The 16,356-nt window shown below is 55.9% G+C and carries 13 protein-coding genes; 7 read left to right on the forward strand and 6 right to left on the reverse strand.

What is annotated here, in order from left to right:
- Positions 1-356: 356 nt before the first annotated feature.
- The 5 genes from ACMXYI_RS21995 to ACMXYI_RS22015 all read right to left on the reverse strand — a co-directional run bounded on the left by ACMXYI_RS21995 (position 357) and on the right by ACMXYI_RS22015 (position 3,475).
- On the reverse strand, positions 357-1,178 hold the full coding sequence (locus ACMXYI_RS21995) for an inositol monophosphatase family protein (protein ID WP_415773950.1): 822 nt from the start codon (positions 1,176-1,178) through the stop codon (positions 357-359).
- Between the two features lie 120 nt (positions 1,179-1,298).
- Entirely contained in the window at positions 1,299-1,775 is a 477-nt protein-coding gene (locus ACMXYI_RS22000) for an antitoxin Xre/MbcA/ParS toxin-binding domain-containing protein (RefSeq protein WP_415769052.1), read from the reverse strand.
- A gap of 299 nt (positions 1,776-2,074) precedes the next feature.
- Positions 2,075-2,659, reverse strand: a complete 585-nt coding sequence (locus ACMXYI_RS22005) for a DUF6088 family protein (RefSeq protein ID WP_415769053.1) — start codon at positions 2,657-2,659, stop codon at positions 2,075-2,077.
- Between the two features lie 96 nt (positions 2,660-2,755).
- Entirely contained in the window at positions 2,756-2,974 is a 219-nt protein-coding gene (locus tag ACMXYI_RS22010; RefSeq protein WP_415769054.1) for a BPSL0761 family protein, read from the reverse strand.
- A 66-nt stretch (positions 2,975-3,040) separates the two neighbouring features.
- Positions 3,041-3,475, reverse strand: a complete 435-nt coding sequence (locus tag ACMXYI_RS22015; protein WP_415769055.1) for a hypothetical protein — start codon at positions 3,473-3,475, stop codon at positions 3,041-3,043.
- Positions 3,476-3,566: 91 nt separating this feature from the next.
- Here ACMXYI_RS22015 and ACMXYI_RS22020 point away from each other — a divergent pair, with 91 nt between their 5' ends.
- Positions 3,567-3,869, forward strand: coding sequence for a helix-turn-helix domain-containing protein (locus ACMXYI_RS22020; protein WP_415769056.1), 303 nt, complete (start codon positions 3,567-3,569; stop codon positions 3,867-3,869).
- A gap of 1,317 nt (positions 3,870-5,186) precedes the next feature.
- A complete protein-coding gene (locus ACMXYI_RS22025) occupies positions 5,187-5,405 on the forward strand; it encodes a hypothetical protein (protein WP_415769057.1) in 219 nt (72 codons plus the stop codon).
- 628 nt (positions 5,406-6,033) lie between these two features.
- Here ACMXYI_RS22025 and ACMXYI_RS22030 read toward each other — a convergent pair.
- Positions 6,034-6,720 carry a dTMP kinase gene (locus ACMXYI_RS22030; RefSeq protein WP_415769058.1) on the reverse strand — a complete coding sequence of 229 codons (687 nt, stop codon included), beginning with the start codon at positions 6,718-6,720 and terminating at the stop codon, positions 6,034-6,036.
- A gap of 212 nt (positions 6,721-6,932) precedes the next feature.
- Between ACMXYI_RS22030 and gfa the strand changes: the two genes are divergently transcribed.
- The 5 genes from gfa (at position 6,933) to ACMXYI_RS22055 (ending at position 16,351) form a co-directional block, all read left to right on the forward strand.
- Positions 6,933-7,511 carry an S-(hydroxymethyl)glutathione synthase gene (gene gfa / locus ACMXYI_RS22035; RefSeq protein WP_415769059.1) on the forward strand — a complete coding sequence of 193 codons (579 nt, stop codon included), beginning with the start codon at positions 6,933-6,935 and terminating at the stop codon, positions 7,509-7,511.
- Positions 7,512-8,190: 679 nt separating this feature from the next.
- Positions 8,191-9,429, forward strand: coding sequence for a non-hydrolyzing UDP-N-acetylglucosamine 2-epimerase (wecB, locus tag ACMXYI_RS22040; protein ID WP_415773951.1), 1,239 nt, complete (start codon positions 8,191-8,193; stop codon positions 9,427-9,429).
- A 41-nt stretch (positions 9,430-9,470) separates the two neighbouring features.
- Positions 9,471-11,684, forward strand: coding sequence for a hypothetical protein (locus ACMXYI_RS22045; protein ID WP_415769060.1), 2,214 nt, complete (start codon positions 9,471-9,473; stop codon positions 11,682-11,684).
- Between the two features lie 12 nt (positions 11,685-11,696).
- The gene (locus ACMXYI_RS22050) at positions 11,697-13,811 is read left to right on the forward strand and encodes a glycosyl transferase family protein (protein WP_415769061.1); all 2,115 of its coding nucleotides are present in this window, start codon (positions 11,697-11,699) and stop codon (positions 13,809-13,811) included.
- The gene (locus tag ACMXYI_RS22055) at positions 13,808-16,351 is read left to right on the forward strand and encodes an NfrA family protein (protein WP_415769062.1); all 2,544 of its coding nucleotides are present in this window, start codon (positions 13,808-13,810) and stop codon (positions 16,349-16,351) included. The genes ACMXYI_RS22050 and ACMXYI_RS22055 overlap by 4 nt, the downstream gene beginning before the upstream one ends.
- The last annotated feature ends 5 nt before the right edge of the window (positions 16,352-16,356 follow it).

Below are 16,356 nucleotides of genomic sequence, written 5' to 3' on the forward strand. Positions count from 1 at the left end.
TAAAAGAACAGACGTCGTTTTACAACCTGCGTTGCTAGTAGAAACTGCCAGCGCTTAGTTAATCAGAAGACCTCAAAGTCATAATTTTCGTTACGGTTCTGACTGTCGCACCCGCTCATAACGTTTTCACTAAAACTCGCTCCATCGCAAATGAACGCGGGGGCAGGGGACATAGTGAGCAAGGATGAAAGTACTATTGCACTGGATGGCGAGCGGGTCCTCGTGTCGGATCTCCTGGGTATGAGCCGTAAGACCGCTGATTCGTAAACTGCAATATCCGGGTCTGCGCGTTATCGGATATTACATTCGGTTACTGAACGCATTGTTTGCCTGCTCTTCTGTTTGTTGTTCAAACATCATGGGGTCAACTTAGGAGGTAAAAGCCGTGACCAATCTCGATTTAGCAGATCAACACATGCATCTTGAGCGCCTCCAAAGCATCTGAGTGAGACCTTAGTCATGTCGGTGCTATAAGTGATGATGTTGCTGTCTTGGTCGAACAACTCGCCTTTACTCGCTCTAAGTAGAGCGTGCCCGGCGGCCACATCATGAGCCGATACGGGATAAAGCGAAACACCGCAGACCCCATCACCAGCAGCTACACGGGCAAGCCGATAGGCGATGCTCGGCATGGCATGGAATTTACCAGGGAAGCACAGCTCGCTATTTTCTCCAGGTCTACCCACCGCGGCAGCGCTGACCATAACAAGCCGGTCAGGCGTTAAATTTTGTTGACTCAGATCCACTTCAATGGGGCAACCGTTGCGAAGCAGGTGTGGTAGTCCCTCTGTCCACGCAATGCAATCTTTACCGCGGTCATCAGTTATAGGCGCGTAAACCACACCTAGTACTGGGATCGAGTGTCGTAGTAAGCCAACAGAAATTGATGAGCCTTTGACACCTTTCAGGAAATCAGCAGTACCGTCATTTGGATCGATTACCCAACACCATGGATGGTTAGTTAAAGCATGCCCGGTTTCCTCACCCCAAAAATCACAGTCAACCAACTGGAGTAGAGATTTGCGAAGCTGTTGCTCAATCTCGACGTCTACCGCTGCTTTGTCGTCATAACCACGAGCGCCTCCAGGTCTTTCCCACTCGGAGACTAAGAGTTCACCAGCAAGCATCACCTCGACCACTACCTGATCGAGCAGTGTAATCAGGTTGATGTCATCCATTTTGCGCACACTCGCTCTCCTGTGATTACCTTACGGGGATATCCTATTGAGGCTCCCATTTGGGTCTACAAAGCGCATACACGCGCCCCTATGATGAAATTGCACTTTCGCTGGCCTTCATCAGGCAACGCCCCCCCATTTCAAAGTTTGAAGCACACGACGAACCTGCTGACTTCCGATTTCGGTCCCGCAGTGCATAATGGGCTTATCTCCGCCGAGGGCTTTATTTGGTTTCGACATCCAGCATGTGGCCATATCTCTGCTCTCGAAGATCTCTTCAGCTAAACGGCAGACAATGGCTATTCGATCTATTCGTTCTGAGACGGTATGGTCGAGAGGTTTTTGCCCACGCCGACGTCGTTCGAGCGTGGATATTGGCGAATTGAGCAGCGCCTCCAAGCTACGGTCCTGAAGGTCAAAGGTTATGCGAACCGCTTGGTAAAGATGAGCGGATAAGCCTGCCTTGATCTGGAGAAGTCGCTCCGATTCCATCAGTAAATCGCGATTGGCGCTGAAATCCCAAAATGCAGTGATCGCTGCGTCACGGAGGTTTTCTTTCTTGCTTGCCTGACGTTGAGCAGTCGTTGGGGAGTTCATCTCAGCTCCATCGAAAACTAGGTAAATCCGTCAAATGAAGCAAACATTCCGCCCTGAGCATTTCTGTGTGGTGAACTGTTTGGTGGCGGAAAATTGCAAATGCTCGACCCCAACTGTGCTTCCTTACCATGCCCTAGGTGCCAATCACCACGGTTTGCGCGATAGTTGCGATCACCCATTTATACTCAGAGTCTGCTAAGAATTGCTTTGTCCCTCGATGAATTCGTCGCTGTCTTGGCGGTGGTACCCATTCCGTTGCCGGTCACCTGAGGCTAGGTGGATGCATCCAGTGATGACCTTTAAGTTAATTTACAGAACGAGACCTGCATCCAAGCGGGAATCTCACTGTCGACGAGTTGCTTGAATTCAGATGGGTCTAGCTTAGCTTTGATACTGGCGATGACGGCGTCATTCACTCCTGCTTTGCCTAAGTAGAAGAGGGCGCAGAGAGCTAAACCGACCTTCGTTCCGGCATGTTGCAATTTTTCAGGGGAAACGTGGAACAAGCGTACGATTGCCCGACCAACCTTTAACTCGCGACTGGCACCGCTCGTGTAAAAAACAGGCCTGATCTGCATCTGGGTACTCAACCCGAAAGACCTGAGCGCCTCCGCACCATGCACCTGAATAATCTCGCGATTATTTCTAGCGATCATTCGGAGAATTGACTCAGTACTTGGCCGCACATTACCGGCGAAAAAGCTGAGCTTTGGCCGCATGTAAATACCGCGACTCAATCGTGCCAACTCACCTGACGCAGCGAGCCGGGACAAGGTTCTGGCCACAGCCGCACGCGAACCTGCGCTAGCGAAACGGTCTATGCTGAAAGGCTGTCCTTTGGGAGTGTACTTGATGCGCTTGACGATATTGGCGGTAACAGACATACCACACACCAGTTTTGAACGGAAAATTAGGAAGCACTTGAACGTATCTCAAACGTTGAGCTATCGAAGCAGTGCTACAAGGTTAGACAAAACTGCTTAGTCGATTGTGGAGCTCAGGAAGCGGGCTGTGAACACATTTTTCATTTGTTCCTCCACCTTTCCAGCCAGCAGAACTTCATCTGAAGTGGGGTAATGACGCAAGAGCCGGCGAGCCTCGTTACGTACGGATTCAGGCAACGCTTGGTCACCGGATAGATCAACCAGAAAGTCTCGGGTCTGAATTATCGATCGCGTACGTTCATGCGGCATCGTCATCACTGACTCCTTAGGTAGGGGAACCTGCAACACTTGCGCCAGCGTATCACGGAGAAATGCTCGATATCAGTCGCGCTTTCTTTTGACGGCGGGGAACAGAACCCTAACGTTTTTTAGGTTCACCTCGGTGTTCACACCCAAGTGCGAGTAGGTTCGATCAGGAACCTTGAAAAGCGGAACCCGCTCACCCTGTTGATTGATAGCCTCACTCGCTTCCAGGAGCGGCTCCATTTTCCATTGACCGGTTTCATTTACAAAACCCGGAGTTACGTACTGAATGGAGCGCACCCGAAATGACTCGTGCTGGACCTTGAGAACGTCTTTCAGCGCGTCAAATGATGACACCATGAGCATTTCGCCTACAAATTCCTTACCGTAGCGTACGTGTGCTTCGAGGTAAAACCAAGGGATCATGACTGTCTGCCGCATGAACGGCCGCCCAAGAAAATCGGCATTGAAAAGGCTAGAAATGATCGTCGGCCCTTCATGATTGTTGCTCATCGCTGGTACCTCAGCATCTCGAATGAACAATATATGTTGTAGTCATATATTGCGCAATGTCGCTTTATCGTTCCTTTTGTGAGAAAGCAAAATGGAACTGAAAGAAGCATTTGGGGCGACGCTACGGCAGGCTCGCCTTCAGAAAGGCCTGACGCAAGAGCATTTTTCGTTAGTGAGCAGCCGCACCAATGTCAGTTTGCTTGAGCGAGGGGGGACCAGTCCGACGCTGGAAAAGCTAGAAGCTCTGTGCTCCGTGCTAGGGGTTCATCCAGTCACCTTGGTGGCAGCGTGCTACATGCGAAAGGAGTGCTCACCTGGAATCAATGATTTTCTAAGACAAATTGATGCTGAATTGCAGAGCCTTCGAGGTGATCAACCATCGATGGATAAATGATCACCGTGAAAGCCGATTGCCCCCTTCATGCGCGCCCGCTTAGACTCAGAAGTTGGGGCTGAAACCCGCGAAGAGCAGAGAAAATCGAGCGGGCAGGGAAGAGCGAAAGGCTATGTTGGTGTGTTGCATTCATATTCAAACTCAGGTCAGGCGTCGTGATGGAGGACCTGTGCACTGATCGAAACAGTGTATGTAGACAGTGAAATAAAAAAAATTAAAAACCGATATCCGAGACTGAAGTCGCAATAGGTAAGCGCTGAATGAGTTCTGAATTATGGGGCTTAAAGTTAAATCAACTAAATAGAGGTTTAGTTGAGTTGGCTGACGTTCTCCATATAGAGCCTGTTAAGGTAAATCAGGCGGCTGGAGGTGCATAGACTATCCTCAATAGCATAAATCGCTCGTCAGGCATGACGCTTTGAAGAGCTCCAACCCAATCTATCAGGGTGCCAAAAAAATGGAGAAACCCGTTGAAATTTGCACGTTTGAGCTCGACGTTTCATTGGTAGACAAGGAGAATAAACGCCTATCAAATCCGATGATTACGGTCGCTTTTGACAGTGACACGCAAGTGATAGTAGGGGTATACATTTCGACTGGTAAACCCCGGAGTTCGAACAGCATTACGGTGCTTTTAAATCCCTGGCACGCCAAGTAAATCAAGGGCTAACACGCAGGCTCAGTATTACTCCGTATACTTGTTAACCACCGTAGTTAACAACGGTACCGGATTAGCATTTTACTGAGATATCCTCTAGCCTGGTTCAGATTCTGGCGAGTTTCCAGGGTATTTGGTGGGAAAAAAGCTCCACAGCCTTCAATCGCAAGGTGTACCGCCAAACCTGCAGCATCTGCCTGTAAATCATGCCGGCGTGTGGCTTTACCATGCATGTCAGCCCTTAAAATCTGTTCACCAATTCGACGCTGAATTCTGCAGATTTCACACAGCGACGTGCTTGTAGGTGGACCTGTCGCGCAAGAAATACCTTAAAACGAACAAGCTGTGACGAAAAGACGAACTCGCATACGGTTCACGATCACGCGAATCTAGGGCAATTTCACGAGATTTCCTCCGAGAGTTGCAGGCTCCGACGACAGGCATGCTCACGTGAGGCCGCGAAAAGCTAAAATGTCGAATGGGACTCATGGATGTAGTCCATAGAACGATTACTTCTCAGGACATCGTTAATTTCAATAATTCATCGGACGACAGCGCTGAGTTGCAAGCAAATAGCTGATTTTAAACGATGTCCGACGATTTACTGAAAATCCAGCCAATCACTAAAGCTCACAGCTGAATAAGTGATAGAGGTAGTGATGAGCGATATCATATGCCCCATTTGCAGCGGCCTTGGGGTGTGTTTTGACATTCCATGCGGCGAATGCGAAGCAACTGGCCAACCTCGCGACATTGACGACCCCTTAGGTTACTGCGATTTCTGCCTAGGCGCAGGAATCAATGCAATCGAAGAATGCCACATTTGTTTTGGTACAGGCATGGTCGATAAAGAACTCGCTAAAAAGTGGTTTTTTTAGGTCGCTGATGCAAATCATCCGATGTTGATTGTTTCTGCGAAGGCAGACCTTGAAATCTGCGCACCAACAACTCCATGCTGGACACTGCAGATTCTACACAGCGCGGGGCTCGAAGGTCGACCTGTTACGTGGCGCACAAGCCATCCCGAGAAATTCGCTAAAATAAACGCTTCGGTGCAGCCAGGGTTTTGACTGGTCGGACGAGGGCCAGATAGGTGATCCGTAAGCAAATCCTTGAACGGAAGGCAAAAGCTCAATTTTCAAGATTGCATCAGAGGACTAGAGGAGAACGTCCTTTAATAGGACATTTTTCTTTTTCGCTACATTGAAGAATGAATATATCTCTATGATTTAAAAGCATTGTCATTTTCTAGGGGTTTTTGTCATCTATAAAGGAAGCGCACAGCAACCGGGCTAATCTCGAAACATCTTGTTACGTGTAATGTATATTATGTTAAATGATGTGTCAGGGTGGAACTTCTACCAAAGGTTCTTTCAAGCTACCAATCCCCGATCCCTGTTCGAGCCAACTCAATACCCCGGCTCCAGCAATCGACCTCGAACCGTCTGATCATGTAAGACCCACCCCGGGCAGCTTCGGCTCAGAGTTCGATAACAGGCATCCAGATCAAAGCGTCAGCCACCGCTGCGGCTGCGCTATCTCAACCGCATCAAGACCGGCGCAGCGAACTTCGCCCACGGGGCATCGAAGGACTCTATAGATCTCCGAAATCACCTGCATCGTTGCGTCTTCGATCGTTCCTTCATTGCGGCATAAAAACCAGCCGTGATCTGCAATCGCTCGCTCGAACGCCTTCGTACAAGCAACATGTTCTTCCAGCTTATGGATCACAGTACTGCTCAGCCCACGCCGCCGTGCCGCTGCCCTCGCCCATGAAACATCAGGGGCGGTGACAACCCCGACATGCAGGTCTGGCACTCGCACGTTTCGATCAATGTTCAGCTGTAGAATCTCTGCAAACGGGACTATCCGGCGAAATGCGGCATCAGACGGGTACCAGCGATCGATCAAGATGATGCTGCCTGATGGCTGTTTAGGCAGCACGTGCTGGGAAATCCAGGTACGGCTGTCAGCAAGGCGCTCACAAACCTCGAACTCCAAATCCCGGGTGGGATTTCTGACGAGTTTGTTAACGAGGGCCATTGTTTCACCCCTATAGGGATCGCTTTTACTCTCGCAAAGTCGGATCACCTTTTTGTTGTCTGCCCTCAGTACTTTCGTAACGGCCTCCAACAGTGTGGTTTTGCCGGTTCCCTTGGGCCCATCTAGAGAAACAAATAGTGAACGATTCATTCTTCACATAACGATTGATATACGGTTTTTTGGCCCGGTTCGTTCGCGGGAGCTGCTTGGCGCGACTGTGCGAATCGAGTGGAGGGCCTTATGAACAGGCATTGATGAACACTCTAACTCTTTCTGGCTAACCGGTCTCAAAATCCAGGGTTATGGATAGCGGATTTGGACTACGATTCTCAGGTACAGGCCCCTGAAACGGAGAAGCCAACGTGAGCACCTTGAAACTTCACCCCGCACTGGACAACGGTATCCAACCCGCCGCCGCGAATTTCACAGGTGGCACCCTGCAATGCCTGTGTGCGACCGACAAGGTCGAGGTCAAGATCGACGCACAAACCCTGTACAACCACGCGTGCGGCTGCAGCAAATGCTGGAAACCGCAAAGCGCGACATTCGCCGTCATTGCCGTAGTACCTCGGGATAAGGTCAGCGTCATTGCCCACGGCGAAAAACTGGAAATTATCGACGAAAACGCCACCATCCAGCGGCACGCCTGCAAGCAGTGCCATGCCCATCTCTTCGGGCGCATCGAGAACAAGGACCATGCGTTTTATGGCCTGGACTTCGTCCACACCGAGCTCTCTCCCCAGAGCGGTTGGGCTGCGCCGGGCTTCGCGGCGTTCGTGTCCTCCATCATCGAAACCGGCACACCGCCAGCGCAAATGAAGGCCATCCGTGAGCGCCTGCGCGAGATCGGCCTGGAGCCCTACGACTGCCTGTCCCCGGACTTGATGGACGCAATGGCGACTCATGTCGCCAAACAAAAAGGCTTGCTCCCTGCCGCCTGATTGATCGGCCGCCGCGGTTTCTTCGTCGGACCGCGGCGGCGCCATTTCTAACGGTGGAAGATGGAATGTTGCTTCGCTGTTATGGGTGACTCAAAGATCCCCTTCTTCGAGTCATCTGCCTAACCAATATAGGCGGAGGGTTTATCAATAAATGAAGGTAGAGGGAAAGTTCATTTATTACGCCGAAATAACACTTATTGCATCATGACAATATACAGGCGTCAGTTCAGTGACTATCATAACCCTCACATTAGAAAGCCAGACCGCAACCGAATAGATCGCGACCGTTATAACGAATGAATAATTCATTTAAGCTGACGAATGGATATAAAATAAATAATAGCCTTAAAAAACAATGAGTTAAAGGTGAAATAATAATCGTGAGAAACCTTCTTGAAATCATGGAAAACTAAACAAGACCGACCGCAAACATAAAAGTTTCAAACTTTAATTATTAAAAAGAATTGCACATATAACGCTTTGAAACATTCGCCATCAATGCTAATAATCCGGCCGGTTCCGGGTTCTTGGGCGACGCACCACCTCACATGAAGTGAACATCAGATCTCACGCTGATTATCCCGGTCTTTACTCAATTGAAATAACGATGGCGTGCTCAAGTCTCAATAAACCTGGGTCGTTGTTGTGCTGCGCACTAAAACTGCGCAAGGAAGACATCATCGCTCGCCATCATTCAAGGATTAAAATCCTTTCGATCTTCGGTACCCGTCCAGAAGCCATCAAGATGGCGCCTTTAGTCAAAGCCCTCGCTGCGGAACCAGGCATTCATTCGCAGATATGCATCACCGGCCAACATCAAAGCATGCTTAAGCAGGTGCTGGATCTGTTCGACCTCAAGGCCGATTACACCCTCGATGTGATGACGCCGCACCAGTCGCTCAACTCGTTGACTGCGGCGCTTTACGGGGCGATTGACCCCGTGCTGGAAATGACCCGCCCGGACCGGGTGCTGGTACACGGCGACACCACGTCAGCCATGGTTGCCTCAATGGCTGCGTTCCATCGACGCATCCCGGTCGGTCACGTCGAAGCTGGGCTGCGAACCGGCGATATCTACAGCCCGTGGCCGGAAGAAATGAACCGCCGCTGCATCGATCTCGGTGCGGACATGCTGTTTGCGCCGACCCACGAATCGCGCCAGAACCTGCTCGACGAACGCCTTCAAGGTCGTGCCTTCGTGACCGGCAATACGGTGATTGACGCTTTGCAGATGACAGCGCGGCGCATTGAGCAAGACGCTGACCTGCGTGCAAGCCTGGACCAACAGTTCTCGTTCCTGCAAGCCGGCCGCAAGGTTCTGCTGGTGACCGGGCATCGCCGGGAAAACTTTGGCGAGGGCTTCCTGGATATCTGCAAGGCCTTGAGCCATCTGGCGCGGCGCACTGATATCCAGATCGTCTATCCGGTGCACTTGAACCCCAATGTCATGGGCCCGGTCACCGAGCAACTGGGCGATCTGCCCAACGTGCACCTGATCAAGCCGCTGGACTACCTGGCCTTCGTGCGCCTGATGCAACGTGCGCATGTGATCCTCACCGACTCCGGTGGCGTGCAGGAAGAAGCGCCGTCGCTGGGCAAACCGGTGCTGGTGATGCGCGATGTGACTGAACGCCCCGAAGCTGTCGCCGCGGGCACTGTGCGTCTGGTCGGCACCTCGCCGGACTCGATCATCGCTGGCGTCAACACACTGTTCGATGACGAACTGCTGTGGCGCCGATGCTCCCAGGCGGCCAACCCTTACGGCGATGGCAAGGCCAGTGCGCGCATCGTCGATGCCCTAATGGGGCGCCCGGTCGATGATTTCGTCGTGACTGGGGTGCGATTGCCCAAGTTCCAGCACTACCTGTCAGGGCTACCTGCACCCGAGAAAAGTCTCCCGGCTTTCACTTCTCTATAACCCAAACCGCTCCTCCCCTTATCAGCTCGAGATCTACCTGAATGAAGTCTTCCGTTGCCATCCATACGGGCACGCTCAGCGCCCTTGCCTGTGGCGTGAGCCTGCTCGCGCTCATGCCGACTTTCGCTCTGGCCGCGGACAGCCCGCTCACCCAGGCGATCAACCGACTCAACGCCGACACGCGACAAGAGCGTGAGATCCGCTTGAGCGATCTGGGGATCGATGCACCGATCATCCTCGGCTCCACCGACGCCCGGCGCGAGCTGTATCTTCCCGTGCCGGCAGGCGTGCCGCTGACAGATGCCACACTGAATTTCGACGCCAGTTACCTCAATGGCGAAGGTGGACGCAACACGCTGCTGCTGTCGCTGGACGGCTATCCGGTGAGCGCCCAGGGACTCAGCGAACCGAAGGGTGACGCCAGCGCCACACTGGGCGTGGGCAAGCAAGCGCGTGATAGCGGCTCGCTGCGTCTGGGCATTGCCTGGTCGTCAGTCGTGTCCCGTGTGTTGTGCGAAGACGAACGCGCGATCGGCAATGTATTGCGTATCGAACCGGACACCCGCCTCAATTACAGCTACGACGCCAGCCAGTTACAGGACGTCGGCGCTGCCTGGACGGCACTGCCCGGTAAACCGGGAATCATGGTCGCGCCGGGGACCTTGTCCGCCGACAGCTACGATGCGGCCTGGCGTCTCGGTGTCGCACTGGAGCGGATTGGCAAGCACAGCCGCGTTCTGCCCTTCCCCGCCGTACAAGACACGGTCGACCTGACCAGCCTGCGCATCCCGGCCGAACTGCTGGCTATTCCAGCGTTCGCCAGCCTCAACGGCAAAGGCCCGCACACACTGGCCAACCCTGCGGAAATCGGTGCGCTGTTGATGTTGGGGCAAACGCCGAACGTCCAGGCGGATCTGGCAATCAACGACCCGCAACTGCTCAAAGCCGTCAATGAATCGCTGGACGCGCTGCAGAGCCAGATTCAAGGCCTCGACGCCACAGCAGCCAACGCCTTCACGCAATGGCGTGGGCGGCATATCAATGCAGGTCTGGCCGCCACCGGCACTGACAACGTGCGCCTGGCATTGCTGGGCACCCGCCCGGTGCTGATGATCGCGCCGCAAGCAACCGGCAAGGCGCTGGCCCTGTTCAGCACGGCCTGGAACGCACTGGCACGCAGCCGCCAATTGACGATCAGCGAAGCACAAATGCCATTGAGCGCTGACGGTCGTGTGGCCTTGTCGCGCCTGGGCGGAAATCCCGGCGCCATTGACGTGCTGGCCAAATCCGACTGGAGCACCTCGTTCCCTCTGGGCAGCGTGGCCTACGACGGTCGTCTGCCGGTGAAGGCGGTAGTCGATGTGTCTGCCGCACCCGGTGCCTCGGACACCGCGCCGGTGGCCTCGCTGTTTCTCAACGATTACCTGATTGGCGCGCAACAGCTCGTGGCCAACGGTGAACAGCAACGCATCGAAGCACGTATCCCGCGTTACGCCCTGGGTTCAAAGAACGTTTTGCGCGTGTCGTTCCAGCGTCAGCCAGTCAGCGATCGTTGCCTGGAAACGCCACAGGCGTTCCCGGTCTCGGTGCTGCCGACCAGCCACATCGTGCTGGATAAAACTGCACTGGGTGATGACTTCTCCGGCATGGCCGCGCGCTTTGCCATGGACACGCAAATCCTCGTGCCACAGGCCTACCTCGAGCATCCGGCAAGCAGTTTGCCGCAGGTGATTTCGGTGGCTGACGCCGCCGGTGTTTCGCCGCTGCGGGCGCAACTGAACGTCAGTGCCGACCCGAAAGCCCCGGTCACACCGGACAAAGCCTTCCTCGCCTTCGAGCTGCCGATCAAGGACAGCAAAGAGTCGGTGCAGGTTGATGAGCAGGGTCGCCTGCGCATCAATCACAAGGATCAGGTGTTACTGGACGTGCATCCCCTCAACCACCTGGCCTCGTTGCAAGTGGTGGACGCCGGCGGCCAGCACGGTCTGGTCTATCGCGCCCTGGGCAATGACGCCCCACGCTTTGCCAGGCAGATTCTGCTGACCCGCGGCGACGTGGCCATCCTTGGTGACAACGGTGCACTGACCACCTTCGACACCCAGGACCCAAGCGGCAGCCACCTGATCGACAACGAAGAACCCAAGGGCCTGGACGCCTGGCGCACGCCGTCGCTGTTGTGGCTGATTCCGGGTGGCATCCTGTTGGTCCTCATCCTGTTGCTGGCCGGCCGTAACGCCCGTCGCAATCGCCAGTAACGGAAACTTCCGATGACGTCGCTTTATTGGCCCTATTGGCTGGCCCACTACTACAGCTTCCTGGAAATCTCGACCATCGTGATCGCGGTGCTGATCCTGATCTCCAGCCTGGACGATTTGTTCATTGACCTGTGGTACTGGTCTCGCCGCCTGTTTCGCAAGTTCACCGTGGATCGCAAATACCGGCCGCTGACCGCCGAGCAACTGATGGCCCGGGATGAACAGCCGTTGGCGATCATGGTCCCGGCGTGGCTGGAATATGACGTCATCGCACCGATGATCGAGAACATGGTGTCGACCCTGGATTACCAGAACTATGTCGTCTTCGTCGGCACCTACATCAATGACCAGCGCACCATCGATGAAGTGGAGCGCATGCGTCGGCGCTACAAGCAGCTGCATCGCGTGGAAGTCCCGCATGCCGGGCCGACCTGCAAGGCCGACTGTCTGAACTGGGTGATCCAGGCGATTTTCCTGCACGAGAAAACCCACGGCATGACCTTCGCCGGCGTCGTATTGCACGACAGCGAAGACGTGCTGCACCCGCTGGAATTGCGCCTGTTCAACTACTTGCTGCCGCGCAAGGACATGATTCAGTTACCCGTGGTTTCGCTGGAGCGCAACTGGTACGAATGGGTGGCGGGCACCTACATGGACGAATTCGCCGAATGGCATGGCAAGGATTTGGTAGTGCGTGAAAGCATGACTGACACGGTGCCGTCTGCCGGGGTTGGCACCTGTTTCTCCCACCGTGCCCTGCGAGTGCTGGCCGGGGAAACCCAGAACCAGCCGTTCAACACGGACAGCCTCACCGAGGACTACGACGTCGGCGCACGCCTGGCCAAGGTCGGCATGAACGCGATCTTCGTGCGCTTCCCGGTGCAGTTTCGCGTGCTGCGTAAATCCTGGTTTCGCAAGCCCTACGAATCGACCCTGAAGATGCCGTTGTGCGTGCGCGAATTCTTTCCCGATACCTTCCGCACCGCGTTCCGCCAGAAAGCCCGATGGACACTGGGCATCGGGCTGCAAGGCTGGGAGCAAATGGGCTGGAGCGGTTCGCTGGCCAACCGTTATCTGCTGTTTCGTGACCGCAAGGGCGTGGTGACGGCGTTCGTCAGCATCATCGCCTACGTGATTCTGGTGCAACTGCTGGGCCTGGTCATCCTGCGCCAGAGTGGCCTGTGGGATGTGAGCTTCCCGACGCCGTTTGAAACCAACGACTTCATCAAATACCTGCTACTGGCCAACGGTATCGCGCTGGCCTGGCGCATCGCGCACCGCTGCTATTTCACCACCGTGCTGTACGGCTGGCAGCATGGATTGCTGTCCATCCCGCGCATGGTGGTGGGCAACTTTGTCAACTTCATGGCCGCATCACGTGCCTGGCGCATGTTCATCGTCGGCAAGGTAATGAACCGCAAACTGGTGTGGGACAAGACCATGCACGACTTCCCGTCCACCGACCTGGTTGCCTTCGCACCGCGCAAGTTGGGCAGCGTGTTGCTGTCCTGGCAGGCGATCAACGAAACCGACCTGCAAAGCGCCCTCGACGAACAGAAAACCCGGCACATGCCATTGGGACGGATCTTGCTCAGCAATGGCTGGCTGGACGACGAGACACTGGCGGAAGCTATCGCCTTCCAGAACGATCTGCCGCGAGTGTTCGATGTGGCCAACAAGGCGCAGTCGTCGACCTTTACCCTGGACGATGAATTCGCGCTGCGCTGGCGCGTGGTGCCGGTTGGCTTGAATGCCGACGGCCGAGCACAACTTGCCGTGGCCAGCCCGTTGCCGGCCGAAGGTCTGCAACAGGTCAGCGAGGTACTGGGCAGCGAACCGGTGCAGCTGATTGCCCGGGAAAGCGAAATCGTCGCGCAGTTGCGTCAACTGAACGTGCGCGAAGGCCAGTCCGTGCCGGATGCCCGGGCGCCACTGCTGGGTGACTTGTTGATCGAAATGGGCCTGCTGGATCGCGACGTATTCAATCGCACCATGTTGCAGTACCGCCCGCAGCGTCACGGACGCATTGGCGACTATCTGGTCGACAGCGGCGTGCTGCCCCGCTCCACCATCGAAAAAGCCGTGGCGCGTCAGCACAGCCACTACCCTGCGGAGCTTCCGGCATGAACCGCCCCTTCCTGACCCTCATGGCCACGGGGCTGAGCCTTATACCGGCGCTGGCCCATGCCGAGACGTTGCCGCTGCCGTTGACCGGCCCGGCCTATGTCACCGCCAACGAGGCCTACAGCGCCTACGAACGCAAAGACTACGACCTGGCCATCGCCAAGGCCCGCGAAGCCTTGCGGCAGCGGGCTGACATCACCCGCTTGAACACCTTGATTGTGCTGGCTCAGCGCGACAAGGAACTGCGTGATCATCCCAAACGCTACCCCCAGTCGCGTCAGGCCCCAGGCTTCGGCGCCGCGGCCCAGGCGTTCAAGGCCTACGATCGCGATGACTTCGGGGCGGCTGCCCTGGCGTCACGCAAAGCCATCGCTCAGGCACCCAAACGCATGGATTATCGATTGCTGCTGATCGAGTCCTTGCAGCGCCAGCAGCACTTGCAGGAAGCGGATCAAGCCACCACCCAGGCACTTGCCGTGTTCCCGGACGACGATACCTTGCTGATGCGTCGCGAAGCGATTCGTCGTCAATTGGCCGCGCCGCTGGCTGTCGAGGGTTATCGCGCGTTGGAGCAAGGCCATGTGTCCCAAGCCGTGGACCAGGCCAGAAAAGCCGTCGCCTGGGCTCCGGAAATCGGCGCCAATCAGCAACTGCTGATCAGCGCCCTCCTCGCTGCCAAGGATTACCCTGGGGCCGAACAGGCCGCGTCAGGCGCTTTGGCGCAAGACGATGGGGAAATCGCTCCGTGGATTCTGCGCAGCTACGCCCGTGATCGTCAGGGGAAAACTCAGGCCGCCCAGGCTGACCTGAATCACGCCCTGGCCATCGATGGCCTTCTGGAAGCGGAAACCCGTGACATTCGTTTCTTCGCCGCGGACGCCGCACTGGCGCATGACGAGCCTCAACAAGCGCTCGATCATCTGCAGCCATTGGCCGACGATGAAGGCGGTGAAGTGGCCCGCAGACGCACTGCCGCCCGAATGGCGTTGCGGCAGAAAAACAACGGCGCGGACGTTATTGCCCACTTCCCTGCCCCGGCCTTGAACTGTCAGGAAACGGCTTTCGGCCTGGTCTGTGATATCTGGCCAGGCAACCAGCGCGACGGCGGAACCGACATGGCCGGCCAGGCCTACGCGGCCCTGGCCCGCAAGGACGCCGGAACAGCCGTCACCCTGGCGAATGAAGCCATCACCCGCGCGCCACAGAATCCAGCGTACCGCCGACTGTTGGTCAGCGCTCTGAGTGATCAGAAACGTGTACCCGAAGCCATCGCGGCAGCCAGCGAAGGTCTCAAAGCCAACGGCGATGACGCACGACTGCTGGCCCAACGCGGTCGCCTGCGTCAGCAATCGGGTGACGATGCCGGGACGCGCAAGGACTTTACCCAGGCACTGGCACTGGCCAGCCTTCCCGCCTACGAAGAAGCCAGTCTGTATGCCGCCATCGGTCAGCGCCGCACCGCCCGCGAACGCCTGCAACAAGCGCGTGATACCGGCGAGCTGGAATCGATGAGCGACCTGCAGATCGCTTATTTGTCGGTCCAGGCCGGCGACGATGACGGTGCCCACACTTCGTTCCGCAAGGCCGATGCCGACACCCGACTCACGCCGACAGCAACGCAGGACGCGGCGTACAACGCCATGCGGGTCAATGACGACGAACAAGCCGTCACCTACTTCAAGCGAGTCATCGACGCGAAAAATGCCGGTGAACTCGACATGTCCCCGCAGCAGGTGTTCGACACCCGTCGCGCGGTGGCCGATGTGTCGCGCACCTGGGGTTTGACCAACACCACCAGTTATCGCGGCAACAGCACCAGCAGTGGCCTGAGCTCAGCACCGAGCGGCGGCAGTAGCAGCAATGACAGTGTGCAAAACAGCACCGAGCTTTCCTGGCGTCCCTTGGGCTATCGCAACGCACGGTTTGTCGAACTCTACGGACGGGTCACCGACACCTTGTGGAGCAAGAACAGCGATTCGGATACCGGTTTCGACGCCTTGCAAGGCGCCGTAGGTGTGCGGGTCAAGCCGGTCACCGCGCTGAACGTGATGGCCGCCGTCGAACGCACCTTTCCCTTGGGCTCGTCGGACGTCGACGGTGACTGGTTGCTGCGCCTGGGCTACGGCTCAAGCATCGGCACCGATCTGCGGGTCGATGCTGACAGCTGGTGGACTTCGCAGTTGTTCGCCGAAGCCGGTCATTACGTCAACGACTCGCGCAACTACTTCAACAGTGAATGGCAGGTGGGCCGCAGCTATGCCATCGGCGGCGCGGGCTCGCGCTGGGTCACGTTCCCCCATGTGGTGGCCGCGTTCGACTACGACTCGAAGATGAACAGCGAGACCGGCGCCGACGGCAGCACGGAATCATCGTCCGGCAAGGCCGGGGGCATCGGCGTGGGCAACAACGTGCGCTACTGGTTTCGCGAAGACACGTACAACGCGCCCCGCTCCTACGTGGACTTCTCCCTGCAGTACCGCGTGAAGGTGCTGGGCGAAGACAACGCTGAAGGCGTGTTCGCGCGCCTGACCTATTCGTATTGAGGACT

Origin of the sequence: Pseudomonas lyxosi (assembly GCF_047758685.1) — a bacterium.
GTDB lineage: Bacteria > Pseudomonadota > Gammaproteobacteria > Pseudomonadales > Pseudomonadaceae > Aquipseudomonas > Aquipseudomonas lyxosi.

Coding starts and splice junctions, on each gene's coding strand:
- ACMXYI_RS22020 (WP_415769056.1), top strand. CDS start 3,567: ATGGAACTGAAAGAAGCATTTGGGGCGACGCTACGGCAGGCTCGCCTT.
- ACMXYI_RS22015 (WP_415769055.1), bottom strand. CDS start 3,475: ATGAGCAACAATCATGAAGGGCCGACGATCATTTCTAGCCTTTTCAAT.
- ACMXYI_RS22050 (WP_415769061.1), top strand. CDS start 11,697: ATGACGTCGCTTTATTGGCCCTATTGGCTGGCCCACTACTACAGCTTC.
- ACMXYI_RS22010 (WP_415769054.1), bottom strand. CDS start 2,974: ATGACGATGCCGCATGAACGTACGCGATCGATAATTCAGACCCGAGAC.
- ACMXYI_RS22045 (WP_415769060.1), top strand. CDS start 9,471: ATGAAGTCTTCCGTTGCCATCCATACGGGCACGCTCAGCGCCCTTGCC.
- ACMXYI_RS22030 (WP_415769058.1), bottom strand. CDS start 6,720: ATGAATCGTTCACTATTTGTTTCTCTAGATGGGCCCAAGGGAACCGGC.
- ACMXYI_RS22000 (WP_415769052.1), bottom strand. CDS start 1,775: ATGAACTCCCCAACGACTGCTCAACGTCAGGCAAGCAAGAAAGAAAAC.
- ACMXYI_RS21995 (WP_415773950.1), bottom strand. CDS start 1,178: ATGGATGACATCAACCTGATTACACTGCTCGATCAGGTAGTGGTCGAG.
- ACMXYI_RS22005 (WP_415769053.1), bottom strand. CDS start 2,659: ATGTCTGTTACCGCCAATATCGTCAAGCGCATCAAGTACACTCCCAAA.
- ACMXYI_RS22055 (WP_415769062.1), top strand. CDS start 13,808: ATGAACCGCCCCTTCCTGACCCTCATGGCCACGGGGCTGAGCCTTATA.
- ACMXYI_RS22025 (WP_415769057.1), top strand. CDS start 5,187: ATGAGCGATATCATATGCCCCATTTGCAGCGGCCTTGGGGTGTGTTTT.